General features: G+C 54.7%; 34 protein-coding genes, 3 tRNA genes and 1 rRNA gene. All 38 read right to left on the reverse strand.

Going from position 1 to position 20,516, the window contains the following annotated elements; all coding sequences use genetic code 11:
- Positions 1-83 precede the first annotated feature (83 nt).
- The 38 genes from bfr to rrf all read right to left on the reverse strand — a co-directional run bounded on the left by bfr (position 84) and on the right by rrf (position 20,327).
- Positions 84-548: a bacterioferritin gene (gene bfr / locus BMY68_RS29195; RefSeq protein WP_007924173.1), complete on the reverse strand. Its 465-nt coding sequence runs from the start codon at positions 546-548 to the stop codon at positions 84-86.
- A gap of 155 nt (positions 549-703) precedes the next feature.
- On the reverse strand, positions 704-2,152 hold the full coding sequence (locus tag BMY68_RS29200; protein WP_085534444.1) for a catalase: 1,449 nt from the start codon (positions 2,150-2,152) through the stop codon (positions 704-706).
- A 171-nt stretch (positions 2,153-2,323) separates the two neighbouring features.
- Positions 2,324-2,710, reverse strand: a complete 387-nt coding sequence (gene rplQ / locus BMY68_RS29205) for a 50S ribosomal protein L17 (protein WP_007924175.1) — start codon at positions 2,708-2,710, stop codon at positions 2,324-2,326.
- Positions 2,711-2,752: 42 nt separating this feature from the next.
- The gene (gene rpoA / locus BMY68_RS29210) at positions 2,753-3,754 is read right to left on the reverse strand and encodes a DNA-directed RNA polymerase subunit alpha (protein WP_007924176.1); all 1,002 of its coding nucleotides are present in this window, start codon (positions 3,752-3,754) and stop codon (positions 2,753-2,755) included.
- Positions 3,755-3,776: 22 nt separating this feature from the next.
- Positions 3,777-4,397 carry a 30S ribosomal protein S4 gene (gene rpsD, locus BMY68_RS29215; protein WP_003176404.1) on the reverse strand — a complete coding sequence of 207 codons (621 nt, stop codon included), beginning with the start codon at positions 4,395-4,397 and terminating at the stop codon, positions 3,777-3,779.
- A gap of 18 nt (positions 4,398-4,415) precedes the next feature.
- Positions 4,416-4,805, reverse strand: coding sequence for a 30S ribosomal protein S11 (gene rpsK / locus BMY68_RS29220; protein ID WP_007924177.1), 390 nt, complete (start codon positions 4,803-4,805; stop codon positions 4,416-4,418).
- A 30-nt stretch (positions 4,806-4,835) separates the two neighbouring features.
- The gene (gene rpsM / locus BMY68_RS29225) at positions 4,836-5,192 is read right to left on the reverse strand and encodes a 30S ribosomal protein S13 (RefSeq protein ID WP_009045849.1); all 357 of its coding nucleotides are present in this window, start codon (positions 5,190-5,192) and stop codon (positions 4,836-4,838) included.
- A gap of 130 nt (positions 5,193-5,322) precedes the next feature.
- On the reverse strand, positions 5,323-5,439 hold the full coding sequence (gene rpmJ, locus BMY68_RS29230) for a 50S ribosomal protein L36 (protein WP_002555468.1): 117 nt from the start codon (positions 5,437-5,439) through the stop codon (positions 5,323-5,325).
- A gap of 24 nt (positions 5,440-5,463) precedes the next feature.
- On the reverse strand, positions 5,464-6,792 hold the full coding sequence (gene secY / locus BMY68_RS29235; RefSeq protein WP_007924182.1) for a preprotein translocase subunit SecY: 1,329 nt from the start codon (positions 6,790-6,792) through the stop codon (positions 5,464-5,466).
- Positions 6,793-7,227, reverse strand: a complete 435-nt coding sequence (gene rplO, locus BMY68_RS29240) for a 50S ribosomal protein L15 (RefSeq protein WP_007924183.1) — start codon at positions 7,225-7,227, stop codon at positions 6,793-6,795.
- Between the two features lie 3 nt (positions 7,228-7,230).
- Positions 7,231-7,407, reverse strand: coding sequence for a 50S ribosomal protein L30 (gene rpmD / locus BMY68_RS29245; protein ID WP_003176408.1), 177 nt, complete (start codon positions 7,405-7,407; stop codon positions 7,231-7,233).
- Between the two features lie 2 nt (positions 7,408-7,409).
- Positions 7,410-7,910, reverse strand: a complete 501-nt coding sequence (gene rpsE, locus BMY68_RS29250) for a 30S ribosomal protein S5 (protein WP_007924184.1) — start codon at positions 7,908-7,910, stop codon at positions 7,410-7,412.
- A 3-nt stretch (positions 7,911-7,913) separates the two neighbouring features.
- Positions 7,914-8,264, reverse strand: a complete 351-nt coding sequence (gene rplR, locus BMY68_RS29255; protein WP_003186037.1) for a 50S ribosomal protein L18 — start codon at positions 8,262-8,264, stop codon at positions 7,914-7,916.
- A 10-nt stretch (positions 8,265-8,274) separates the two neighbouring features.
- Positions 8,275-8,808: a 50S ribosomal protein L6 gene (gene rplF, locus BMY68_RS29260; protein ID WP_007924185.1), complete on the reverse strand. Its 534-nt coding sequence runs from the start codon at positions 8,806-8,808 to the stop codon at positions 8,275-8,277.
- 12 nt (positions 8,809-8,820) lie between these two features.
- Positions 8,821-9,213, reverse strand: a complete 393-nt coding sequence (rpsH, locus tag BMY68_RS29265) for a 30S ribosomal protein S8 (RefSeq protein WP_003228724.1) — start codon at positions 9,211-9,213, stop codon at positions 8,821-8,823.
- A 208-nt stretch (positions 9,214-9,421) separates the two neighbouring features.
- On the reverse strand, positions 9,422-9,727 hold the full coding sequence (gene rpsN, locus BMY68_RS29270) for a 30S ribosomal protein S14 (protein WP_003228726.1): 306 nt from the start codon (positions 9,725-9,727) through the stop codon (positions 9,422-9,424).
- Positions 9,728-9,740: 13 nt separating this feature from the next.
- Positions 9,741-10,280, reverse strand: coding sequence for a 50S ribosomal protein L5 (gene rplE / locus BMY68_RS29275; RefSeq protein WP_007924186.1), 540 nt, complete (start codon positions 10,278-10,280; stop codon positions 9,741-9,743).
- A 20-nt stretch (positions 10,281-10,300) separates the two neighbouring features.
- Positions 10,301-10,615 carry a 50S ribosomal protein L24 gene (rplX, locus tag BMY68_RS29280; protein WP_003186046.1) on the reverse strand — a complete coding sequence of 105 codons (315 nt, stop codon included), beginning with the start codon at positions 10,613-10,615 and terminating at the stop codon, positions 10,301-10,303.
- A gap of 11 nt (positions 10,616-10,626) precedes the next feature.
- Complete coding sequence (gene rplN, locus BMY68_RS29285) at positions 10,627-10,995, reverse strand: 50S ribosomal protein L14 (protein ID WP_002555479.1); 369 nt, start codon at positions 10,993-10,995, stop codon at positions 10,627-10,629.
- Positions 10,996-11,018: 23 nt separating this feature from the next.
- Positions 11,019-11,285 carry a 30S ribosomal protein S17 gene (gene rpsQ, locus BMY68_RS29290; RefSeq protein WP_003176419.1) on the reverse strand — a complete coding sequence of 89 codons (267 nt, stop codon included), beginning with the start codon at positions 11,283-11,285 and terminating at the stop codon, positions 11,019-11,021.
- A 2-nt stretch (positions 11,286-11,287) separates the two neighbouring features.
- Entirely contained in the window at positions 11,288-11,479 is a 192-nt protein-coding gene (gene rpmC / locus BMY68_RS29295; RefSeq protein WP_002555481.1) for a 50S ribosomal protein L29, read from the reverse strand.
- Positions 11,479-11,892, reverse strand: coding sequence for a 50S ribosomal protein L16 (gene rplP, locus BMY68_RS29300; RefSeq protein WP_003228729.1), 414 nt, complete (start codon positions 11,890-11,892; stop codon positions 11,479-11,481). Before rplP ends, rpmC begins: the two co-directional genes overlap by 1 nt.
- 12 nt (positions 11,893-11,904) lie before the next feature.
- Entirely contained in the window at positions 11,905-12,591 is a 687-nt protein-coding gene (gene rpsC, locus BMY68_RS29305; protein ID WP_007924192.1) for a 30S ribosomal protein S3, read from the reverse strand.
- Positions 12,592-12,604: 13 nt separating this feature from the next.
- Positions 12,605-12,937 carry a 50S ribosomal protein L22 gene (gene rplV / locus BMY68_RS29310; protein ID WP_003103908.1) on the reverse strand — a complete coding sequence of 111 codons (333 nt, stop codon included), beginning with the start codon at positions 12,935-12,937 and terminating at the stop codon, positions 12,605-12,607.
- A 13-nt stretch (positions 12,938-12,950) separates the two neighbouring features.
- Complete coding sequence (gene rpsS, locus BMY68_RS29315; RefSeq protein ID WP_002555486.1) at positions 12,951-13,226, reverse strand: 30S ribosomal protein S19; 276 nt, start codon at positions 13,224-13,226, stop codon at positions 12,951-12,953.
- A gap of 16 nt (positions 13,227-13,242) precedes the next feature.
- Positions 13,243-14,067, reverse strand: a complete 825-nt coding sequence (gene rplB / locus BMY68_RS29320) for a 50S ribosomal protein L2 (RefSeq protein WP_007924198.1) — start codon at positions 14,065-14,067, stop codon at positions 13,243-13,245.
- Between the two features lie 14 nt (positions 14,068-14,081).
- Positions 14,082-14,381, reverse strand: coding sequence for a 50S ribosomal protein L23 (rplW, locus tag BMY68_RS29325; RefSeq protein WP_002555488.1), 300 nt, complete (start codon positions 14,379-14,381; stop codon positions 14,082-14,084).
- Entirely contained in the window at positions 14,378-14,980 is a 603-nt protein-coding gene (gene rplD / locus BMY68_RS29330) for a 50S ribosomal protein L4 (protein ID WP_007924200.1), read from the reverse strand. The genes rplW and rplD overlap by 4 nt, the downstream gene beginning before the upstream one ends.
- A 12-nt stretch (positions 14,981-14,992) precedes the next feature.
- Positions 14,993-15,628: a 50S ribosomal protein L3 gene (gene rplC / locus BMY68_RS29335; RefSeq protein WP_007924205.1), complete on the reverse strand. Its 636-nt coding sequence runs from the start codon at positions 15,626-15,628 to the stop codon at positions 14,993-14,995.
- 80 nt (positions 15,629-15,708) lie between these two features.
- Positions 15,709-16,020 (reverse strand): 30S ribosomal protein S10, encoded by a 312-nt coding sequence (gene rpsJ, locus BMY68_RS29340; RefSeq protein ID WP_003186070.1) that lies wholly within the window; start codon positions 16,018-16,020, stop codon positions 15,709-15,711.
- 140 nt (positions 16,021-16,160) lie between these two features.
- Entirely contained in the window at positions 16,161-17,354 is a 1,194-nt protein-coding gene (tuf, locus tag BMY68_RS29345; protein ID WP_007924207.1) for an elongation factor Tu, read from the reverse strand.
- Positions 17,355-17,438: 84 nt separating this feature from the next.
- Positions 17,439-17,514: transfer RNA gene (locus BMY68_RS29350), tRNA-Thr, on the reverse strand.
- 26 nt (positions 17,515-17,540) lie between these two features.
- Positions 17,541-17,614, reverse strand: a tRNA-Gly gene (locus BMY68_RS29355).
- A gap of 24 nt (positions 17,615-17,638) precedes the next feature.
- Positions 17,639-17,723 (reverse strand) — tRNA-Tyr (locus BMY68_RS29360).
- A gap of 143 nt (positions 17,724-17,866) precedes the next feature.
- Complete coding sequence (locus BMY68_RS29365) at positions 17,867-18,307, reverse strand: hypothetical protein (protein WP_085534438.1); 441 nt, start codon at positions 18,305-18,307, stop codon at positions 17,867-17,869.
- A 7-nt stretch (positions 18,308-18,314) separates the two neighbouring features.
- Positions 18,315-19,064 (reverse strand): pantothenate kinase, encoded by a 750-nt coding sequence (locus BMY68_RS29370; RefSeq protein ID WP_085534436.1) that lies wholly within the window; start codon positions 19,062-19,064, stop codon positions 18,315-18,317.
- Positions 19,054-20,013, reverse strand: a complete 960-nt coding sequence (gene birA, locus BMY68_RS29375) for a bifunctional biotin--[acetyl-CoA-carboxylase] ligase/biotin operon repressor BirA (protein ID WP_085534434.1) — start codon at positions 20,011-20,013, stop codon at positions 19,054-19,056. Before birA ends, BMY68_RS29370 begins: the two co-directional genes overlap by 11 nt.
- 198 nt (positions 20,014-20,211) lie before the next feature.
- Positions 20,212-20,327, reverse strand: a 5S ribosomal RNA gene (gene rrf, locus BMY68_RS29380).
- Between the last annotated feature and the right edge of the window lie 189 nt (positions 20,328-20,516).

Here is a 20,516-nt window from a genome sequence, read left to right on the forward strand (position 1 = left end):
AAAAAGCCCCTGCCATTGTGAAATGACAGGGGCTTTTTTGTGCTCGTCAGTCCTGCATTTGCCTGCAGGCGCTGGCTAAAGCATCAGAACTGCGACTGCAGATAGTTTTCCAGACCGATCGATTTGATCAGGCCCAACTGCTTTTCCAGCCAGTAGGTATGGTCTTCTTCGGTATCGGCCAACTGCACACGCAGGATGTCGCGGCTGACATAGTCCTTGTGCTTCTCGCACAGTTCGATGCCTTTGCACAGTGCAGCGCGGACCTTGTACTCCAGGCGCAGGTCGGCGGCGAACATGTCCGGCACGGTGGTACCGATATCCAGATCGTCAGGGCGCATGCGTGGCGTGCCCTCGAGCATCAGGATGCGACGCATCAATGCATCGGCGTGTTGAGTCTCTTCTTCCATCTCGTGATTGATGCGCTCGTAGAGCTTGCTGAAGCCCCAGTCCTCATACATGCGCGAATGGATGAAATATTGGTCACGCGCCGCCAGTTCGCCCGTCAGCAACGTGTTGAGGTAATCGATTACGTCCGGGTGACCTTGCATCGCCCTACATCTCCCTGCTTGAAAGTCTGTATTTTGAACCAAGCTGACTTGCAGGTCACTGGAAAAACGCTAACAAAGTGAAGAATTCCAGAGAAAAGTAGCCGAAAAAACGCAAAAACCGCCCAAATGAGGGCGGTTCTGCTTCTCGTTTAGACTTAGTTAAGCTGTACGCCCAACGCCTTTGCGATTCCTTCTCCATAAGCCGGGTCAGCCTTGAAGAAATGCTGCAGTTGACGCTGGACCACATCCGAACTGACACCCGCCATTGCACCGGCGATGTTGTTGATCAACAGGGCTTGCTGCTGATCATTCATCAGGCGGAACAGAGCGCCCGCATGGCTGTAGTAGTCAGTGTCTTCGCGGTGATCGTAACGATCCGCCGCACCGCTGAGGGCCAGCGCCGGCTCCGCGTAGCGAGGAGCCTGCTTCGGCGCATCGGCGTAGCTGTTCGGCTCATAGTTCGGTGCCGCGCCACCATTGCTGCCAAAGGCCATGGAGCCGTCGCGCTGGTAGCTGTTCACCGGGCTGCGTGGGGCGTTGACCGGCAGTTGCTGGTGGTTGGTGCCGACACGATAGCGATGAGCGTCGGCGTAAGCGAATACGCGGCCTTGCAGCATGCGGTCCGGCGACAGGCCGACGCCTGGAACCATGTTGCTAGGACCAAAGGCAGCCTGCTCGACTTCTGCGAAGTAGTTCAGCGGGTTGCGGTTCAATTCCAGCTCACCGACCTCGATCAGCGGGAACTCCTTCTGCGACCAGGTCTTGGTCACGTCGAACGGGTTCTCGTAGTGAGCGGTAGCCTCAGCCTCGGTCATGATCTGAATGCATACGCTCCATTTCGGGAAGTCGCCGCGCTCGATCGCGTTGAACAGGTCACGCTGGGCGTAGTCCGGATCGGTACCCGCCAGGCGGGCAGCCTCGGCCGGTGCCAGGTTCTTGATGCCCTGCTGGGTCTTGTAGTGCCATTTCACCCAGTGACGCTCGCCCTTGGCGTTGATCAAGCTGTAGGTGTGGCTACCGAAGCCGTGCATATGACGATAGCCGTCCGGAATCCCGCGATCCGAGAACAGGATGGTGACTTGGTGCAGCGCCTCGGGAGAGTGTGACCAGAAGTCCCACATGGCCTGGCCGCTCTTCAGGTTGCTCTGCGGCAAACGTTTCTGGGTGTGGATAAAGTCGGGAAACTTCAGTGGATCGCGAATGAAGAACACAGGCGTGTTGTTGCCGACGATGTCCCAGTTACCTTCTTCGGTATAGAACTTCAGGGCAAAACCGCGCGGGTCGCGTTCGGTATCAGCCGAACCACGCTCGCCACCTACGGTGGAGAACCGCAGGAAGGTAGGAGTCTGCTTACCCACGGACTCGAAAAGCTTGGCGCTGGTGTATTCGGTGATATCGCGGGTCACAGTGAAAGTGCCATAGGCACCCGAGCCCTTGGCGTGTACGCGACGCTCAGGAATGTTTTCACGGTTGAAGTGGGCAAGCTTCTCGATCAGGTGAAAATCATCGAGCAGCAGCGGGCCACGAGGGCCAGCAGAACGGGAATTCTGGTTATCGGCGACTGGAGCGCCACTTGCGGTGGTAAGCGTTTTGTTTTGGCTCATGCTCAATCTTCCTCTGTCAGTCTTGGAACTGCCGGCTAATCGGCTGACGAGGAGTATCGACCATCAAGATGACAGCATCAAATGCATTAAATGATTGCTATCGATAGTAATTTTCTAATACAGCAGACACAAAAAACCGGGCACTAGGCCCGGTTCTTTGTATTTGACGTCTTACTCAGCGGATACAGCTTCACCGCCGACAGCACGATCAACCAACTCGACGTACGCCATAGGCGCGTTGTCGCCAGCGCGGAAACCGCACTTGAGGATGCGCAGGTAGCCACCCTCACGGGTAGCGTAACGCTTGCCCAGGTCGTTGAAGAGCTTACCAACGATAGCTTTCGAACGAGTACGGTCGAAAGCCAGACGGCGGTTAGCCAGGCTGTCTGTCTTGGCCAAAGTGATCAGCGGCTCAGCAACGCGGCGCAGTTCTTTAGCTTTCGGCAGTGTAGTTTTGATCAGCTCGTGCTCGAACAGCGACACCGCCATGTTTTGGAACATGGCCTTGCGGTGCGAGCTGGTGCGGCTCAGGTGACGACCACTTTTACGATGACGCATGGTTCATTCCTTACCAAACACAACGTTCGGTGATTACGACGATCAGGCAGTCGCCTTGTCGTCCTTCTTAAGACTTGCAGGCGGCCAGTTGTCGAGGCGCATGCCGAGGGACAGACCGCGGGAGGCCAGAACGTCCTTGATTTCGGTCAAGGATTTCTTGCCAAGGTTCGGAGTCTTCAACAGTTCTACTTCGGTACGCTGAATCAGGTCACCGATGTAGTAAATGTTTTCCGCCTTAAGGCAGTTAGCCGAACGTACAGTCAGTTCCAGATCGTCAACCGGGCGAAGCAGGATCGGATCGATCTCGTCTTCCTGCTCGATTACCACTGGCTCACTGTCACCTTTGAGGTCGACGAACGCAGCCAACTGCTGTTGCAGGATGGTTGCAGCACGACGGATAGCCTCTTCAGGATCCAGAGTACCGTTGGTTTCCAGATCAATAACCAGCTTGTCCAGGTTGGTACGCTGCTCGACACGGGCGTTTTCCACCACGTATGCGATACGGCGAACCGGGCTGAACGAAGAGTCAAGCTGCAAGCGACCGATGCTGCGGCTTTCGTCTTCATCGCTCTGACGCGAGTCTGCCGGTTCATAACCACGACCACGAGCTACTACGAGCTTCATGTTCAGGGCGCCGTTAGACGCCAGGTTAGCGATTACGTGATCGGGGTTAACGATCTCGACATCATGATCCAGCTGAATATCGGCAGCGGTAACCACCCCCGAACCCTTCTTCGACAAGGTCAGCGTAACTTCGTCACGGCCGTGCAGCTTGATAGCCAGACCTTTAAGGTTCAACAGGATTTCAATTACGTCTTCCTGTACACCTTCGATGGCGCTGTACTCGTGGAGCACACCGTCAATCTCGGCCTCGACTACTGCACAGCCGGGCATTGAGGACAACAGGATGCGGCGCAGCGCGTTGCCCAGGGTGTGGCCAAAACCACGCTCGAGAGGCTCGAGGGTGATCTTGGCGCGGGTTGGACTGACAACCTGCACATCAATATGGCGGGGTGTCAGGAACTCATTTACCGAAATCTGCATGGATGCACCTATTTTCTAGCCCTTACTTGGAGTAGAGCTCGACAATCAGGCTTTCGTTGATGTCGGCGGACAGATCACTGCGAGCTGGAACGTTCTTAAAAACGCCCGACTTCTTCTCAGTGTCTACTTCTACCCATTCTACGCGGCCACGTTGGGCACACAGATCGAGAGCTTGGACAATGCGAAGTTGGTTTTTTGCTTTCTCGCGAACAGCAACCACGTCACCAGCACGAACCTGGTAGGACGGAACGTTAACGGTCTGACCGTTTACGCTGATCGACTTGTGCGATACCAGCTGACGGGATTCGGCACGAGTCGAACCGAAGCCCATACGGTATACAACGTTGTCCAGACGGCATTCGAGCAGTTGCAGCAGGTTTTCACCGGTTGCACCCTTCTTGCCAGCAGCTTCTTTGTAGTAGCCGCTGAATTGACGCTCGAGAACGCCGTAGATACGACGGACCTTCTGCTTTTCACGCAGTTGGGTGCCGTAGTCGGACTGGCGACCGCGGCGCTGGCCGTGGATACCAGGTGCTGCTTCGATGTTGCACTTGGATTCGATAGCGCGCACGCCGCTCTTCAGGAAGAGATCGGTGCCTTCGCGACGAGCCAGTTTGCATTTTGGACCAATGTAACGAGCCATTCTTTACAATCTCCTGGATTACACGCGGCGCTTCTTCGGCGGACGGCACCCGTTATGCGGGATTGGCGTCACGTCGGTGATGCTGGCGATCTTGTAGCCACAGCCGTTCAAAGCGCGGACTGCGGATTCACGACCTGGACCTGGGCCCTTGACGTTGACGTCGAGGTTTTTCAGGCCATATTCCAGCGCAGCTTGGCCAGCACGCTCAGCAGCTACTTGAGCAGCGAACGGGGTGGACTTGCGGGAACCGCGGAAACCCGAACCACCGGAGGTTGCCCAGGAAAGAGCGTTACCTTGACGGTCGGTGATGGTCACGATGGTGTTGTTGAAAGACGCGTGGATGTGGGCGATGCCATCAACCACTGTCTTTTTAATCTTTTTACGAGGACGAGCAGCAGGTTTTGCCATGACTAAATTCCTGTCGATTCGCTGGTGCGATTACTTGCGGATCGGCTTACGCGGACCTTTGCGAGTACGCGCGTTGGTCTTGGTACGCTGACCGCGCACTGGAAGACCACGACGATGGCGCAGACCGCGGTAGCAGCCCAGATCCATCAAGCGTTTGATTTTCATGTTGATTTCGCGACGCAGGTCACCTTCAGTGGTGAACTTCGCCACTTCGCCACGCAGCTGTTCAATTTGCTCGTCGCTCAGATCCTTGATCTTTGCGGCTGGGTTGACCCCAGTCTCTGCACAGATTTTCTGCGCAGTCGTGCGACCAACACCATAGATGTAGGTCAGCGAGATAACAGTATGCTTGTTATCTGGAATGTTAACGCCTGCAATACGGGCCATTCAGTGGGACTCCAATTGACAGCTACCTACGCCCCGGAAGCCAAGAAATAGGGCGCGAGATAATATCGCTGTAATAACAAATAATCAACCCAGCAGCGCACTAGCTGCTGGGCTTGAAGCACAATCACACTCAGCCTTGGCGCTGTTTGTGACGCGGTTCCGCGCTGCAAATTACTCGAACAACACCTTCGCGGCGAATAATCTTGCAGTTACGGCACAGCTTTTTCACCGATGCACGAACTTTCATCACCAACTCCTCGAACCTTATGGGTCAGCGCAGCATGCCGCTGCCGTAACCCTTCAGGTTGGCTTTCTTCATCAGGGATTCGTACTGGTGCGAAACGAGGTGCGATTGTACTTGCGACATAAAGTCCATAACAACCACGACCACGATCAGCAACGAGGTCCCGCCAAGGTAGAACGGAACGTTTGCTGCAACCACCAGGAACTGGGGCAACAGGCAGACGGCCGTCATATATAGAGCACCGAACATGGTCAAGCGGGTCAGAACGCCATCAATGTAGCGCGCAGACTGCTCACCTGGACGGATGCCCGGAATAAAGGCACCGGACTTCTTCAGGTTTTCCGCTACGTCTTTCGGATTGAACATCAACGCCGTATAGAAGAAGCAGAAGAAAATAATCCCTGCACTAAACAGCAGAATATTCAACGGCTGACCAGGAGCGATCGACTGCGAGATGTCCTGCAACCAGCCCATACCTTCAGACTGACCGAACCAGGCACCCAACGAAGCCGGGAACAGCAAAATGCTGCTCGCGAAAATAGCAGGAATAACGCCTGCCATATTCACTTTCAGCGGCAAGTGGCTAGTCTGCGCAGCAAACACCTTGCGGCCCTGCTGACGCTTGGCATAGTGAACAGCAATACGACGCTGGCCACGCTCAATGAACACCACAAAACCGATAATCGCTACTGCCAGCAAACCGATGGCAACCAGGGCAAAAATGTTGATATCACCCTGACGCGCAGACTCGAAAGACTGCCCGATCGCTCTCGGAAGACCGGCGACGATACCTGCGAAAATCAACATCGAGATACCGTTGCCAACACCACGCTCAGTAATCTGCTCACCCAGCCACATCATGAACATCGCACCAGCCACAAAAGTGGATACCGCGACGAAATGGAAGCCAAAGTCACCAGTGAACGCAACGCCCTGCCCCGCCAGGCCAACGGACATGCCGATGGCCTGAACAAGAGCTAGGACGACAGTGCCGTAGCGGGTGTACTGGCTGATCTTGCGACGGCCAGCTTCACCTTCCTTCTTCAACTGCTCCAACTGCGGGCTGACGGCGGTCATCAGCTGCATGATGATCGATGCCGAGATGTACGGCATGATCCCCAGTGCAAAGATGCTCATCCGTTCCAGCGCGCCGCCGGAAAACATGTTGAACAAGCTAAGAATGGTCCCCTCATTCTGTCGAAACAGGTCTGCGAGTCGGTCAGGGTTGATACCTGGAACCGGGATGTGTGCGCCTATTCGGTAGACGATAATCGCCAAGAACAGAAAACGCAGACGAGCCCAGAGTTCAGACATACCGCCTTTGCCGAGCGCAGAGAGAGCACCTTGCTTAGCCATTTATTCCTCGAACTTGCCGCCAGCTGCTTCGATAGCCGCACGCGCACCTTTGGTGGCTGCGATGCCCTTGATAGTCACAGCGCGAGTAACTTCGCCGGACAGCATGATTTTCACACGCTGTACGTTTTGGTTAATCACGTTGGCATCTTTCAGGGACTGCACGGTGACGATGTCGCCTTCCACTTTAGCCAGCTCGGACAGACGCACTTCTGCGCGGTCCATGGCCTTCAGAGATACGAAACCGAACTTTGGCAGGCGACGATGCAGCGGCTGTTGACCGCCTTCAAAGCCTGGGGCAATGGTGCCACCGGAGCGGGAAGTCTGACCTTTGTGACCACGGCCACCAGTCTTACCCAAACCACTACCGATACCACGGCCCGGACGATGCTTTTCGCGACGGGAACCCGGCGCTGGACTCAGATCATTGAGTTTCATCGATTAACCCTCGACACGCAGCATGTAGTAAGCCTTGTTGATCATCCCGCGGTTCTCGGGAGTATCCTGGACTTCTACAGTGTGACCGATGCGACGCAGACCCAGACCCTTAACGCACAGTTTGTGGTTAGGGATACGGCCGGTCATGCTTTTGATCAGCGTTACTTTAACGGTAGCCATGATCAGATGATCTCCTGGACGCTTTTGCCACGCTTGGCGGCAATGGATTCAGGGGACTGCATTGCTTTCAAACCCTTGAAAGTGGCGTGAACCACGTTTACTGGGTTAGTCGAGCCGTAGCACTTGGCCAGAACGTTCTGAACGCCAGCAACTTCGAGGACAGCACGCATAGCGCCGCCAGCGATGATACCGGTACCTTCAGAAGCAGGCTGCATGTACACCTTCGAAGCACCGTGAGCGGACTTCATTGCGTACTGCAGGGTAGTGCCGTTCAGATCAACTTGGATCATGTTGCGGCGAGCAGCTTCCATTGCCTTCTGGATCGCAGCAGGCACTTCACGCGACTTGCCACGGCCGAAGCCAACGCGACCTTTACCATCACCAACCACGGTCAACGCGGTGAAAGTGAAGATACGGCCGCCTTTTACGGTTTTGGCTACGCGGTTAACTTGAACCAGCTTCTCAATGTAGCCTTCGTCGCGCTTTTGGTCGTTATTTGACATAACTTAGAACTCCAGCCCAGCTTCACGAGCAGCATCAGCCAGCGCCTTGACGCGGCCGTGGTACTTGAAGCCAGAGCGGTCGAAAGCCACCTGCGAGACGCCAGCGGCTTTTGCACGCGTAGCGACCAGCTGGCCAACCTTAGTGGCCGCGTCGATGTTGCCAGTGGCGCCATCACGCAGTTCTTTATCCAAAGTCGAGGCACTTGCCAGGACCTTGTTGCCGTCGGCCGAAATGACCTGGGCGTAGATGTGCTGCGAAGAGCGGAACACGCAGAGACGCACGACTTCGAGTTCGTGCATTTTCAGGCGTGCTTTGCGAGCGCGACGCAGTCGAGTAACTTTTTTGTCGGTCATTTGCTATGCCCTACTTCTTCTTGGCTTCTTTACGACGGACGACTTCGTCCGCGTAGCGCACACCTTTACCTTTGTAAGGCTCTGGCGGACGGAAGTCGCGGATCTCAGCGGCCACTTGACCTACCAGCTGCTTGTCGATGCCCTTGATCAGGATATCGGTCTGGCTAGGAGTCTCAGCGGTGATGCCTTCCGGCAGCTCGTAGTCCACTGGATGCGAGAAGCCAAGGGCCAAGTTCAGCACTGTGCCTTTTGCTTGTGCCTTGTAACCAACACCGACCAGCTGGAGCTTGCGCTCGAAGCCTTGGCTTACGCCTTGGACCATGTTGTTTACCAACGCACGAGTGGTACCGGCCATTGCGCGAGTTTGTTGGTCGCCATTGCGAGCAGCGAAACGCAGCTCACCAGCTTCCTGAACAATTTCAACGGACGAGTGTACGTTCAGTTCGAGAGTGCCCTTGGCACCCTTCACCGAAAGCTGTTGGCCGGCGAATTTAACTTCAACACCAGCTGGCAGCTTAACGGGGTTCTTAGCGACGCGAGACATGCTTATCCCCCCTTAGAACACAGTGCAAAGAACTTCGCCGCCGACACCGGCAGCGCGCGCAGCACGATCAGTCATCACACCTTTGTTGGTGGAGACGATAGACACGCCGAGACCGCCACGAACTTTCGGCAGATCTTCAACGGACTTGTACTGACGCAGGCCTGGACGGCTAACGCGCTTCACTTCCTCGATGACCGGACGGCCTTCGAAGTATTTCAGCTCGATGGACAGCAGTGGCTTGGTTTCGCTGCTGATCTGATAACCCGCGATGTAACCTTCGTCCTTCAGGACTTTTGCTACAGCCACCTTCAGCGTGGAAGACGGCATGCTTACGACGGACTTTTCAGCCATCTGGGCATTACGGATTCGAGTTAGCATGTCCGCTAACGGGTCCTGCATACTCATGGGCTAGACGCTCCTGATACAAAAAAAATGAGCCTTGCGGCTACAGCTTGTCGCCGAGAAATTCCGGGCAAAAAACACGGGCTCAGGCGAGCCGGTCATTCTAGACACACCCCAGAAATGAATCAAGCCCCAAAAGGGGCTTGATTCATGTTCAAGGCCACCGGCGGTCAGGATCTTGCGACCCCGAACACCGAGACTTTGATAGCTATTACCAGCTGGCTTTAACCAGACCTGGTACGTCACCACGCATTGCAGCTTCACGCAGCTTGTTACGGCCGAGGCCGAACTTGCGGTAAACGCCGTGCGGACGACCAGTCAGGCGGCAGCGGTTACGCATGCGCGAAGCGCTTGCGTCACGTGGCTGCTTCTGCAGAGCTACGGTAGCTTCCCAACGCGCTTCTGGACTTGCGTTCAGATCGACGATGATAGCTTTCAGCGCTGCACGCTTGGTGGCGTACTTGGCAACGGTGAGCTGACGCTTCAGCTCACGGTTTTTCATGCTCTTCTTGGCCATTTTCCTACTCCAATCAGTTGCGGAACGGGAATTTGAAAGCACGCAGCAGAGCGCGGCCTTCATCATCGTTCTTGGCAGTGGTGGTCAGGGTAATGTCCAGACCGCGGAGAGCATCGATCTTGTCGTAGTCGATTTCCGGGAAGATGATCTGCTCTTTCACGCCCATGCTGTAGTTGCCACGACCGTCGAAGGACTTGGCATTCAGGCCGCGGAAGTCGCGAACCCGAGGCAGGGAGATCGACAGCAGACGATCCAGGAACTCGTACATACGCTCACGGCGCAGGGTCACTTTGACGCCGATCGGCCAACCTTCACGGACTTTAAAGCCAGCGATGGATTTCCGAGCGTAGGTCACAACGACTTTCTGGCCGGTGATCTTTTCCAGGTCAGCAACAGCATGCTCGATGACTTTTTTGTCGCCGATCGCTTCGCCCAGACCCATGTTCAGGGTGATTTTTGTAACGCGCGGAACTTCCATCACGTTCGAAAGCTTAAGTTCATCCTTAAGTTTCGGAGCGATTTCCTTCCGGTAAATCTCTTGTAGTCGTGCCATGGTCTTCTACCTAGCAGTGTTCAAGCATCAACCGCTTTTTGGGTCGACTTGAAGACACGAATTTTTTTGCCGTCTTCTACTTTGAAACCAACGCGGTCAGCCTTGTTGGTTTCGCCGTTGAAAATGGCGACGTTGGAAGCGTGCAGTGGCGCTTCTTTCTCGACGATACCGCCCTGTACGCCCGACATCGGGTTAGGCTTGGTATGACGCTTAACCAGGTTCAGACCACCAACAACCAGACGGTTGTCAGCGAGAACCTTAAGCACCTTACCGCGCTTACCCTTGTCTTTGCCGGCGATCACGATGATCTCGTCGTCACGACGAATCTTTTGCATGTCGGATCTCCTTACAGCACTTCTGGGGCGAGCGAGACGATCTTCATGAACTTCTCAGTACGAAGTTCACGGGTCACTGGCCCAAAGATACGGGTGCCGATCGGCTCTTGCTTGTTGTTCAACAGAACAGCAGCGTTGCCATCAAAGCGGATGATGGAGCCGTCAGCACGACGGACGCCATGGCGAGTGCGGACTACAACAGCAGTCATCACTTGACCTTTCTTCACCTTACCGCGAGGAATTGCTTCCTTGACGGTAACCTTGATGATGTCACCGATACCAGCGTAACGACGATGGGAGCCACCCAGCACCTTGATGCACATAACACGGCGAGCGCCGCTGTTATCGGCCACATCGAGCATGGATTGAGTCTGAATCATATAATTTCTCCGACCCTTAGCCCTTAGACTTCCACAGCGCGTTCGAGAACATCAACCAGAGCCCAAGACTTGGTCTTGGCCAGCGGACGAGTTTCACGAATAGTGACTTTGTCGCCGATGTGGCACTGGTTGGTTTCGTCGTGCGCGTGCAGCTTAGTCGAACGCTTAACGTATTTACCGTAGATAGGGTGCTTAACGCGACGCTCGATCAGAACGGTGATGGTCTTGTCCATCTTGTCGCTGACAACACGGCCAGTCAGCGTACGGACAGTTTTTTCGGCTTCAGCCATGATTACTTACCTGCCTGCTGGTTGAGCACAGTCTTCACGCGAGCGATGTCACGCTTAACTTGCGAGAGCAGATGAGACTGCCCCAACTGGCCAGTTGCCTTCTGCATACGCAGATTGAACTGGTCGCGCAGCAGGCCGAGCAGTTGCTCGTTCAGCTGCTGTGCGGATTTTTCACGAAGTTCATTCGCTTTCATCACATCACCGTCCGTTTAACAAAGGAGGTGGCGAGCGGCAGCTTTGCAGCAGCCAGGGCGAAAGCCTCACGCGCCAGCTCTTCAGAAACACCCTCGATTTCATACAGGACTTTGCCTGGCTGAATCTGGGCAACCCAGTATTCGACGTTACCCTTACCTTTACCCATCCGAACTTCGAGTGGCTTCTTGGAAATAGGCTTGTCCGGGAATACACGGATCCAGATCTTGCCGCCACGTTTTACGTGACGGGTCAGAGCACGACGCGCTGACTCGATCTGACGAGCGGTGAGACGACCACGAGCAACAGACTTCAGCGCGAACTCGCCGAAGCTGACTTTGCTACCGCGCAATGCCAGACCACGGTTGTGGCCGGTCATTTGCTTGCGGAACTTCGTACGCTTTGGTTGCAACATTTGGCGTACCCCTTACTTAGCAGCTTTTTTACGAGGCGCAGGTGCTTGTGGCTTCAGCTCTTCTTGGCGACCACCAATTACTTCGCCTTTGAAGATCCAAACCTTCACACCGATCACACCGTAAGTGGTGTGAGCTTCGTAGGTGGCATAGTCGATATCGGCACGCAGGGTGTGCAGCGGCACACGACCTTCGCGATACCATTCAGTACGTGCGATTTCAGCACCGCCGAGACGACCGCTCACTTGGATTTTGATGCCTTTGGCACCAATGCGCATGGCGTTCTGTACTGCGCGCTTCATAGCGCGACGGAACATTACGCGACGCTCCAGCTGCTGAGCTACGCTCTGGGCAACCAGCATACCGTCGAGCTCCGGCTTGCGGATCTCTTCGATATTGATGTGCACAGGCACACCCATTTGCTTGGTCAGGTCCTGACGCAGTTTCTCAACATCTTCACCTTTCTTGCCGATCACGATGCCGGGACGAGCGGTGTGGATGGTGATGCGTGCAGTTTGAGCCGGACGATGGATATCGATACGGCTTACGGACGCGCTTTTTAGTTTGTCTTGGAGGTACTCACGCACATTCAGATCTGCGAGCAAATAGTCCGCATAAGTCCGACCGTCTGCGTACCAGACGGAGGTGTGCTCCTTGACGATTCCCAGGCGAATGCCAATGGGATGTACTTTCTGACCCATCTCTTCGACTCCGTTACTTGTCAGCAACCTTGACAGTGATATGGCAAGACCGCTTGACGATGCGATCAGCACGGCCTTTGGCACGTGGCATGATGCGCTTCAGCGAACGCCCTTCGTTGACGAAAACGGTGGAGACCTTCAGGTCATCAACGTCTGCGCCTTCGTTATGCTCGGCGTTGGCTACGGCCGACTCCAGCACTTTCTTCATGATCTCGGCGGCTTTCTTACTGCTGAAAGCCAACAGGTTGAGCGCTTCGCCCACCTTCTTCCCGCGGATCTGGTCGGCGACCAAGCGGGCTTTCTGGGCGGAGATTCGAGCGCCCGACAACTTAGCGGCTACTTCCATCGTTCCTTACCCCTTAACGCTTGGCTTTCTTGTCAGCCACGTGCCCGCGATATGTACGGGTACCGGCGAACTCGCCCAGTTTGTGGCCGACCATGTCTTCGTTCACGAGAACTGGAACATGTTGACGACCGTTATGCACAGCAATGGTCAGACCGACCATTTGTGGCAGGATCATGGAACGGCGCGACCAGGTCTTAACTGGTTTGCGATCGTTCTTTTCCGCCGCCACTTCGATCTTCTTCAGTAGGTGAAGATCAATAAAAGGACCTTTTTTCAGAGAACGTGGCACTGTCGTATCCCTCTATTTACTTGCGACGACGGACGATCATTTTGTCGGTACGCTTATTACCACGAGTCTTCGCGCCCTTAGTCGGGAAGCCCCATGGCGATACCGGATGACGACCACCAGAGGTACGACCTTCACCACCACCATGTGGGTGGTCAACCGGGTTCATGGCAACACCACGAACGGTTGGGCGAACGCCACGCCAGCGTTTGGCACCAGCTTTACCCAGCGAACGCAGGCTGTGCTCGGAGTTCGAGACTTCGCCCAGGGTCGCACGGCATTCAGCCAGGACTTTACGCATCTCACCAGAACGCAGACGCAGGGTCACGTAGACACCTTCACGAGCGATCAGCTGAGCAGAAGCACCAGCGGAACGAGCGATTTGCGCGCCTTTACCTGGCTTCAGTTCGATGCCGTGTACGGTGCTACCAACTGGAATGTTACGCAGTTGCAGAGCGTTGCCCGGCTTGATCGGTGCCAGAGCACCTGCGATCAGCTGGTCGCCAGCGCTCACGCCTTTAGGGGCGATGATGTAGCGACGCTCGCCGTCTGCGTACAGCAGCAAAGCGATGTGAGCAGTACGGTTTGGATCGTATTCGATACGCTCGACAGTGGCAGCGATGCCATCTTTGTCGTTGCGACGGAAGTCGACCAGACGGTAGTGCTGCTTATGACCACCACCAACGTGACGAGTGGTAATACGGCCATTGTTGTTACGACCACCAGACTTCGATTTCTTCTCGAGCAGCGGTGCGTGAGGAGCGCCTTTATGCAGCTCCTGGTTGACCACCTTGACCACAAAACGGCGGCCAGGGGAAGTCGGTTTGCATTTAACGATTGCCATGATGCACCCCTTCCTTACTCAGCACTGCTGCTGAAATCGAGATCTTGGCCTGGCTGAAGGGAGATAACTGCCTTCTTCCAGTCATTACGCTTGCCCAGACCGCGAGCGGTACGCTTGCTCTTACCCAGAACGTTCAGGGTAGTAACGCGCTCCACTTTCACGCTGAACAGGCTTTCGACGGCCTTCTTGATTTCCAGCTTGGTTGCATCAGTAGCAACCTTGAAAACGAACTGGCCTTTCTTGTCTGCCAGAACCGTAGCCTTCTCGGAAACGTGCGGGCCAAGCAGAACTTTAAATACGCGTTCCTGGTTCATCCCAGCAGCTCCTCGAATTTCTTCACGGCCGACACAGTGATCAACACTTTGTCGTATGCGATCAGACTAACTGGATCGGAACCTTGCACGTCACGTACATCAACGTGTGGCAGGTTACGAGCAGCCAGGTACAGGTTCTGATCAACAGCGTCAGACACGATCAGAACGTCGGTCAGACTCATGTTGTTCAGCTTGCCCAGCAGATCTTTGGTTTTCGGAGTTTCAACAGCGAAATCCTGAACCACGACCAGACGATCAGTACGCACCAGCTCAGCAAGGATGGAACGCATTGCTGCGCGATACATCTTCTTGTTCAGCTTCTGGGAGTGATCCTGTGGACGAGCTGCGAAAGTGGTACCGCCGCCACGCCAGATTGGGCTACGGATAGTACCGGCACGAGCACGGCCAGTACCTTTCTGACGCCATGGGCGCTTGCCGCCACCGGAAACGTCGGAACGGGTCTTTTGCTGCTTGCTACCTTGCCGGCCGCCAGCCATGTAGGCCACGACTGCTTGGTGAACCAGCGTCTCGTTGAATTCGCCGCCAAATGTCAGTTCGGAAACTTCGATCGCTTGAGCGTCATTTACATTTAATTGCATGTCAGCTTCCCCTTAACCGCGAGCCTTGGCCGCCGGACGTACAACCAGGTTGCCGCCAGTAGCGCCAGGAACAGCACCCTTGACCAACAACAGATTGCGTTCAGCGTCGACGCGCACTACTTCCAGGGACTGCACGGTCACGCGCTCAGCGCCCATATGACCGGACATTTTTTTGCCCTTGAATACACGACCAGGAGTCTGGCACTGGCCAATAGAGCCCGGGACGCGGTGGGAAACGGAGTTACCGTGGGTGTTATCTTGACCGCGGAAATTCCAACGCTTGATGGTACCGGCGAAGCCTTTACCTTTCGACTGACCGGTAACATCTACCAGTTGGCCTGCTGCGAAGATTTCTGCATTGATCAGATCGCCAGCTTGGTACTCGCCTTCTTCAAGGCGGAATTCCCAAACGCCACGACCGGCAGCAACGTTCGCTTTAGCGAAGTGACCTGCTTGAGCAGCAGTCACGCGCGAAGCACGACGCTCACCTACAGTGACTTGCACTGCACGATAGCCATCGGTTTCTTCAGTTTTGAACTGGGTGACGCGATTCGGCTCGATCTCAATGACCGTGACCGGAATGGAGACACCTTCTTCGGTGAAAATACGGGTCATACCGCATTTACGACCGACTACACCAATAGTCATGTTGTAAACCTCATGAGTGTACGGGGCTTTCACCCGCTATGGCCGCCCATTTCAGAGCGTTACACGACTAAGACCGAGTCTTAGCCGAGGCTGATCTGCACTTCCACACCTGCCGCAAGATCAAGCTTCATAAGAGCATCAACGGTTTTATCCGTTGGCTGGACGATGTCCAGTACGCGCTTATGAGTACGGATCTCGTACTGGTCACGTGCGTCTTTGTTGACGTGCGGGGAGACCAGAACGGTGAACCGCTCTTTACGGGTAGGCAGTGGAATAGGACCACGCACTTGAGCACCAGTACGTTTCGCGGTTTCCACGATTTCCTGGGTGGATTGGTCGATCAGGCGATGGTCGAAAGCCTTCAACCTGATACGGATTTGCTGATTTTGCATTGGATTTCAGACTCCAGGCTGCTATTCCCACCGGGCGCAATACGCCCGTTAAAAGGAGGCGCAATTCTATAGACGGCCCCACAGAGTGTCAACCCAATAAAAAAGCCCCCGCAAGCGGGGGCTTTTTCATGAGTCGTCGATTACTCGATGACTTTGGCTACGACGCCAGCGCCGACGGTACGACCGCCTTCACGGATAGCGAAACGCAGACCATCTTCCATCGCGATGGTTTTGATCAGAGTGACAGTCATCTGGATGTTGTCACCTGGCATTACCATTTCAACGCCTTCTGGCAGCTCGCAGTTACCAGTCACGTCAGTAGTACGGAAGTAGAACTGTGGACGGTAGCCTTTGAAGAACGGAGTATGACGACCGCCCTCTTCTTTGCTCAGAACGTACACTTCAGCAGTGAACTTGGTGTGCGGCTTAACGGTACCTGGCTTAACCAGAACCTGGCCACGCTCAACGTCGTCACGCTTGGTGCCACGCAGCAGAACGCCGCAGTTCTCACCAGCACGACCTTCGTCCAGCAGCTTGCGGAACATCTCAACACCGGTGCAGGTGGTTTTCTGAGTGTCGCGCAGACCAACGATCTCAACTTCTTCCTGGATGCGAACGATACCACGCTCAACACGACCAGTTACCACAGTACCGCGGCCGGAGATCGAGAATACGTCTTCGATTGGCATCAGGAACGGCTTGTCGATAGCACGCTCTGGCTCTGGGATGTAGGTATCCAGAGTTTCTACCAGCTTCTTAACAGCGGTAGTGCCCATTTCGTTGTCGTCTTGGCCGTTCAGAGCCATCAGAGCCGAACCGATGATGATTGGAGTATCATCACCTGGGAAGTCGTAAGTGCTCAGCAGGTCGCGCACCTCCATCTCAACCAGTTCCAGCAGCTCAGCGTCGTCTACCATGTCAGCCTTGTTCAGGAAGACAACGATGTACGGAACGCCTACCTGACGGGACAGCAGGATGTGCTCGCGAGTTTGTGGCATCGGACCATCGGCAGCCGAGCAAACCAGGATCGCGCCGTCCATCTGGGCAGCACCAGTGATCATGTTTTTGACGTAGTCGGCGTGACCTGGGCAGTCAACGTGCGCGTAGTGACGAATGTTCGAGTCGTACTCTACGTGCGCGGTGTTGATGGTGATACCACGAGCCTTCTCTTCCGGGGCGCTGTCGATCTTGTCGAAGTCAACACGAGCCGAACCGAAAACCTCGGAGCAGACGCGAGTCAGAGCAGCAGTCAGAGTGGTTTTACCGTGGTCAACGTGACCAATGGTACCAACGTTGACGTGCGGCTTATTACGTTCGAACTTTTCCTTAGCCATCGAAATCACCCCTAGGAGAAGAATTGAGCAAGTCACACAAGCCATTAAAACAAAGGCAGATATTTTCATATCTGCCTTGTTATATGGAGCTCTTGAGCGGATTTGAACCGCTGACCTCACCCTTACCAAGGGTGTGCTCTACCAACTGAGCTACAAGAGCGAAACACTTTGCACAACCTGCAAACTTGGAGCGGGTAGCGGGAATCGAACCCGCATCATCAGCTTGGAAGGCTGAGGTTCTACCACTAAACTATACCCGCGGAGCCTGCAGCTCACGCTAAATCTGGTGGAGGGGGAAGGATTCGAACCTTCGAAGTCGTAGACGTCAGATTTACAGTCTGATCCCTTTGGCCGCTCGGGAACCCCTCCTAAGCGAGGCAGCATTCTACATCATGCCACCCTTCTGTCAAGCATTTTCTCATTAAAAACCTGAGGTTAGCTGCGTTGACCTTGCTTCGCTGCGTCTACCTCTTAGAGGTCTTCACTGCGGAGCGGGCGCCATTCTATGCAAACTATTCGGCAGTTGCAATGCCTTCGCATGACATTATTTTATGTTTTAACTCATTGAATTCTTTAGCAAGATTCTGCAGCAGCGAATCATCCAGCAAATGCTTGCTTTCAGGAGCCACCCGCAACCAGTAACCAGAAGCATCAGGCAACCCCAAGGACTTCAATCGGACCTCCGCCCCCAATGCCGACAAACGCTGCTCGAGCATTTGAGCCTGATCACGACGAGCAAAACCACCTATATAGAGGCAATCGGCTTGAGCACTCCCCCCGTTGTCACGCCTAGAGAGCGCGTCAGACGACTCACTCAACAAGCGGATATCCTGCTGGGACCCTTTATAAAGCGTCAGAGGTGTTACCTCTTTGGCACGTAAAGGCGCTTCCTGCTGATGCCAGACGTAATAGAACACATTGAGAACCAGGAGCAGCAGGAACAACCAGCGCATAGAAACCTCAGGACAATGGGCATGCCATAGCCAATCCGACAAAAACCAGATCCGGAACCACTCGCCCTTGCGGCACAACCCCAGAAACCAGATCAGCATCACCACCGGTGAGAAATACTACGAAATCATCTCCCCAGTAACCACGCGCCAACTCCAACTGAGTCAGAACGAACCCCCTCAACATCAATGAGCAGCCGCGCTCTACCGCCTCAACCGTCGTACGACCCGGCAACAGGCTCACCAGCGCGCGTTCGGCAGATAAATCATCGTACCGAATTCGACGAGTGTGAGTTCTCAGTTGATTACGCATCAATGGCATCCCCGGGCAGATAAACCCCCCCAGGTGCTCGCCATCCGCAGCAATGAAATCCGCAGTAACCGCCGTCCCGAAATCGAGTACCAGACAGGCACCAGCCGCGAGGCGAAAGCCTCCCAGCATGGCAAGCCAGCGATCCAGGCCAAGTCGCTCAAACTCCTCATAACCATTCCGTACGCCGGCCATTTCTTTTGCAGGCGCAGCACAGATCACCGCCACGCCAAAAGCCTGTACCAACATGGAAGTAAGCTTGCTCGTCTCCTCAGCCGTGCGCACGCTGACCAAGCGGCAGCGGGTCAAAACCAAGCCATTTAGCGTACGCAGACGCCCGACCAAAGCATCATCGGAATCAACCACACCCTCAGCAAATACCCCAAGCGCAGCATTATCCAGAACGCGCCATTTAATGAAGCTGTTTCCGCAATCAAGCTCAAGAATCATCGCGTAACCTCAAGCTGAGCTCACCACCGCTGTAGACCCTCTCAACCCCATCCACCCTCAATCGCAATGCGCCCTGCTGATCGATGCCCATAACAACACCGTCTATTTTATTGACCCCAGCAATCAGAGACACCGCACTACCTTGCCACAAGTGATTCTGCTCCCATTCCTCTTGAATAGAGGAAAAGCCCTGGATTTGGTGGCGCTCCAGGTAAGCCTTCAGCATCATGTTCAGCCGAGCAACCAACTGGTTGCGATCAACCTGCTTGCCGGACTCAAGCCGTACAGACGTCCACTGCTGATCAATCTCGTCGGTTTTCTGCATGCTGACGTTGATACCTACACCCAGAACTACATGACAGACATCAGCAGGATCCCCAACCAACTCCAACAGGATTCCAGCGATTTTTTTGCGTCCAACTAAAACATCGTTTGGCCACTTCAGGCCCGCACCAGCAATTCCAAACTCGCGCAAGGTTTGCATGACCGCCAACCCGACTACCAAGCTGAGCCCTTCAAGCTGACGCATTCCACCATCGATACGCAGTACGAGGCTGTAATAGACATTTTCTGCAAATGGGCTAGCCCATTTTCGCCCTCTCCGACCACGCCCCGCCGTCTGACGCTCAGCGAGCACCAGGAACGGCGTAGGCACACCACGCTCGACAGCCCTCAGAGCTTCGGCGTTTGTAGAGTCGATAGAATCGAAAACCAGCACAGCCCAAGGGCAATCCTTTGATTGCTCGTAAATATCAGCCGGATCCAGAAGCGTCAGCGGAGCCGCCAGCTGATAACCGCGGCCGCGAACTTTATGGATAGAGAGCCCCAGCTCAGCCTCCAACTGCTGCAACTGCTTCCACACGGCACTGCGACTAACACCCAAGGCGGCACCAAGGGCCTGGCCCGAGTGAAACCGTCCATCCTTCAGAAGCTCCAACAATGTCAGCATGCAGATCTCGCCTCACAATGAGGCAGGCATGATAGCCATGCCTAAGGCTGTTGCATAGAAAGCGTGACTAGGCACAATCAAGCAGCTAGCAGCTGCAATTTGAAGTCGAAGGACGCTGCTCTCCGTTGACTGGAAAGGTTTTTCCGCGCACAAAAACAAAACCCCAACTGCTTTCGCAATTGGGGTTTCGGAATTTAATCTTGACGATGACCTACTCTCACATGGGGAAACCCCACACTACCATCGGCGATGCATCGTTTCACTGCTGAGTTCGGGATGGGATCAGGTGGTTCCAATGCTCTATGGTCGTCAAGAAATTCGGTGTGCCGACGCGTCTTTCGACGTTTCAGCAAATTGGGTATGCGATAGTTTGTGTGTTTTCTCGAACTTTCGGTTCGTTTCGTCTTCACACACCGCAATCTGGCTGTTAAGCGCAAATTGCTTGGGTGTTATATGGTCAAGCCTCACGGGCAATTAGTATTGGTTAGCTCAACGCCTCACAG

The sequence above is a fragment of the Pseudomonas sp. NFACC41-3 genome (genome assembly GCF_900109505.1).
GTDB lineage: Bacteria > Pseudomonadota > Gammaproteobacteria > Pseudomonadales > Pseudomonadaceae > Aquipseudomonas > Aquipseudomonas chlororaphis.

What these genes read in the sequence shown, in the direction of transcription:
- bfr (WP_007924173.1), bottom strand. Translation starts at nt 548, where the DNA reads ATGCAAGGTCACCCGGACGTAATCGATTACCTCAACACGTTGCTGACG.
- BMY68_RS29200 (WP_085534444.1), bottom strand. Translation starts at nt 2,152, where the DNA reads ATGAGCCAAAACAAAACGCTTACCACCGCAAGTGGCGCTCCAGTCGCC.
- rplQ (WP_007924175.1), bottom strand. Translation starts at nt 2,710, where the DNA reads ATGCGTCATCGTAAAAGTGGTCGTCACCTGAGCCGCACCAGCTCGCAC.
- rpoA (WP_007924176.1), bottom strand. Translation starts at nt 3,754, where the DNA reads ATGCAGATTTCGGTAAATGAGTTCCTGACACCCCGCCATATTGATGTG.
- rpsD (WP_003176404.1), bottom strand. Translation starts at nt 4,397, where the DNA reads ATGGCTCGTTACATTGGTCCAAAATGCAAACTGGCTCGTCGCGAAGGC.
- rpsK (WP_007924177.1), bottom strand. Translation starts at nt 4,805, where the DNA reads ATGGCAAAACCTGCTGCTCGTCCTCGTAAAAAGATTAAAAAGACAGTG.
- rpsM (WP_009045849.1), bottom strand. Translation starts at nt 5,192, where the DNA reads ATGGCCCGTATTGCAGGCGTTAACATTCCAGATAACAAGCATACTGTT.
- rpmJ (WP_002555468.1), bottom strand. Translation starts at nt 5,439, where the DNA reads ATGAAAGTTCGTGCATCGGTGAAAAAGCTGTGCCGTAACTGCAAGATT.
- secY (WP_007924182.1), bottom strand. Translation starts at nt 6,792, where the DNA reads ATGGCTAAGCAAGGTGCTCTCTCTGCGCTCGGCAAAGGCGGTATGTCT.
- rplO (WP_007924183.1), bottom strand. Translation starts at nt 7,227, where the DNA reads ATGAAACTCAATGATCTGAGTCCAGCGCCGGGTTCCCGTCGCGAAAAG.
- rpmD (WP_003176408.1), bottom strand. Translation starts at nt 7,407, where the DNA reads ATGGCTACCGTTAAAGTAACGCTGATCAAAAGCATGACCGGCCGTATC.
- rpsE (WP_007924184.1), bottom strand. Translation starts at nt 7,910, where the DNA reads ATGTCAAATAACGACCAAAAGCGCGACGAAGGCTACATTGAGAAGCTG.
- rplR (WP_003186037.1), bottom strand. Translation starts at nt 8,264, where the DNA reads ATGACCGACAAAAAAGTTACTCGACTGCGTCGCGCTCGCAAAGCACGC.
- rplF (WP_007924185.1), bottom strand. Translation starts at nt 8,808, where the DNA reads ATGTCTCGCGTCGCTAAGAACCCCGTTAAGCTGCCAGCTGGTGTTGAA.
- rpsH (WP_003228724.1), bottom strand. Translation starts at nt 9,213, where the DNA reads ATGAGTATGCAGGACCCGTTAGCGGACATGCTAACTCGAATCCGTAAT.
- rpsN (WP_003228726.1), bottom strand. Translation starts at nt 9,727, where the DNA reads ATGGCCAAGAAGAGCATGAAAAACCGTGAGCTGAAGCGTCAGCTCACC.
- rplE (WP_007924186.1), bottom strand. Translation starts at nt 10,280, where the DNA reads ATGGCACGACTACAAGAGATTTACCGGAAGGAAATCGCTCCGAAACTT.
- rplX (WP_003186046.1), bottom strand. Translation starts at nt 10,615, where the DNA reads ATGCAAAAGATTCGTCGTGACGACGAGATCATCGTGATCGCCGGCAAA.
- rplN (WP_002555479.1), bottom strand. Translation starts at nt 10,995, where the DNA reads ATGATTCAGACTCAATCCATGCTCGATGTGGCCGATAACAGCGGCGCT.
- rpsQ (WP_003176419.1), bottom strand. Translation starts at nt 11,285, where the DNA reads ATGGCTGAAGCCGAAAAAACTGTCCGTACGCTGACTGGCCGTGTTGTC.
- rpmC (WP_002555481.1), bottom strand. Translation starts at nt 11,479, where the DNA reads ATGAAAGCGAATGAACTTCGTGAAAAATCCGCACAGCAGCTGAACGAG.
- rplP (WP_003228729.1), bottom strand. Translation starts at nt 11,892, where the DNA reads ATGTTGCAACCAAAGCGTACGAAGTTCCGCAAGCAAATGACCGGCCAC.
- rpsC (WP_007924192.1), bottom strand. Translation starts at nt 12,591, where the DNA reads ATGGGTCAGAAAGTACATCCCATTGGCATTCGCCTGGGAATCGTCAAG.
- rplV (WP_003103908.1), bottom strand. Translation starts at nt 12,937, where the DNA reads ATGGAAGTAGCCGCTAAGTTGTCGGGCGCTCGAATCTCCGCCCAGAAA.
- rplB (WP_007924198.1), bottom strand. Translation starts at nt 14,067, where the DNA reads ATGGCAATCGTTAAATGCAAACCGACTTCCCCTGGCCGCCGTTTTGTG.
- rplW (WP_002555488.1), bottom strand. Translation starts at nt 14,381, where the DNA reads ATGAACCAGGAACGCGTATTTAAAGTTCTGCTTGGCCCGCACGTTTCC.
- rplD (WP_007924200.1), bottom strand. Translation starts at nt 14,980, where the DNA reads ATGCAATTAAATGTAAATGACGCTCAAGCGATCGAAGTTTCCGAACTG.
- rplC (WP_007924205.1), bottom strand. Translation starts at nt 15,628, where the DNA reads ATGACTATTGGTGTAGTCGGTCGTAAATGCGGTATGACCCGTATTTTC.
- rpsJ (WP_003186070.1), bottom strand. Translation starts at nt 16,020, where the DNA reads ATGCAAAATCAGCAAATCCGTATCAGGTTGAAGGCTTTCGACCATCGC.
- tuf (WP_007924207.1), bottom strand. Translation starts at nt 17,354, where the DNA reads ATGGCTAAGGAAAAGTTCGAACGTAATAAGCCGCACGTCAACGTTGGT.
- BMY68_RS29365 (WP_085534438.1), bottom strand. Translation starts at nt 18,307, where the DNA reads ATGCGCTGGTTGTTCCTGCTGCTCCTGGTTCTCAATGTGTTCTATTAC.
- BMY68_RS29370 (WP_085534436.1), bottom strand. Translation starts at nt 19,064, where the DNA reads ATGATTCTTGAGCTTGATTGCGGAAACAGCTTCATTAAATGGCGCGTT.
- birA (WP_085534434.1), bottom strand. Translation starts at nt 20,013, where the DNA reads ATGCTGACATTGTTGGAGCTTCTGAAGGATGGACGGTTTCACTCGGGC.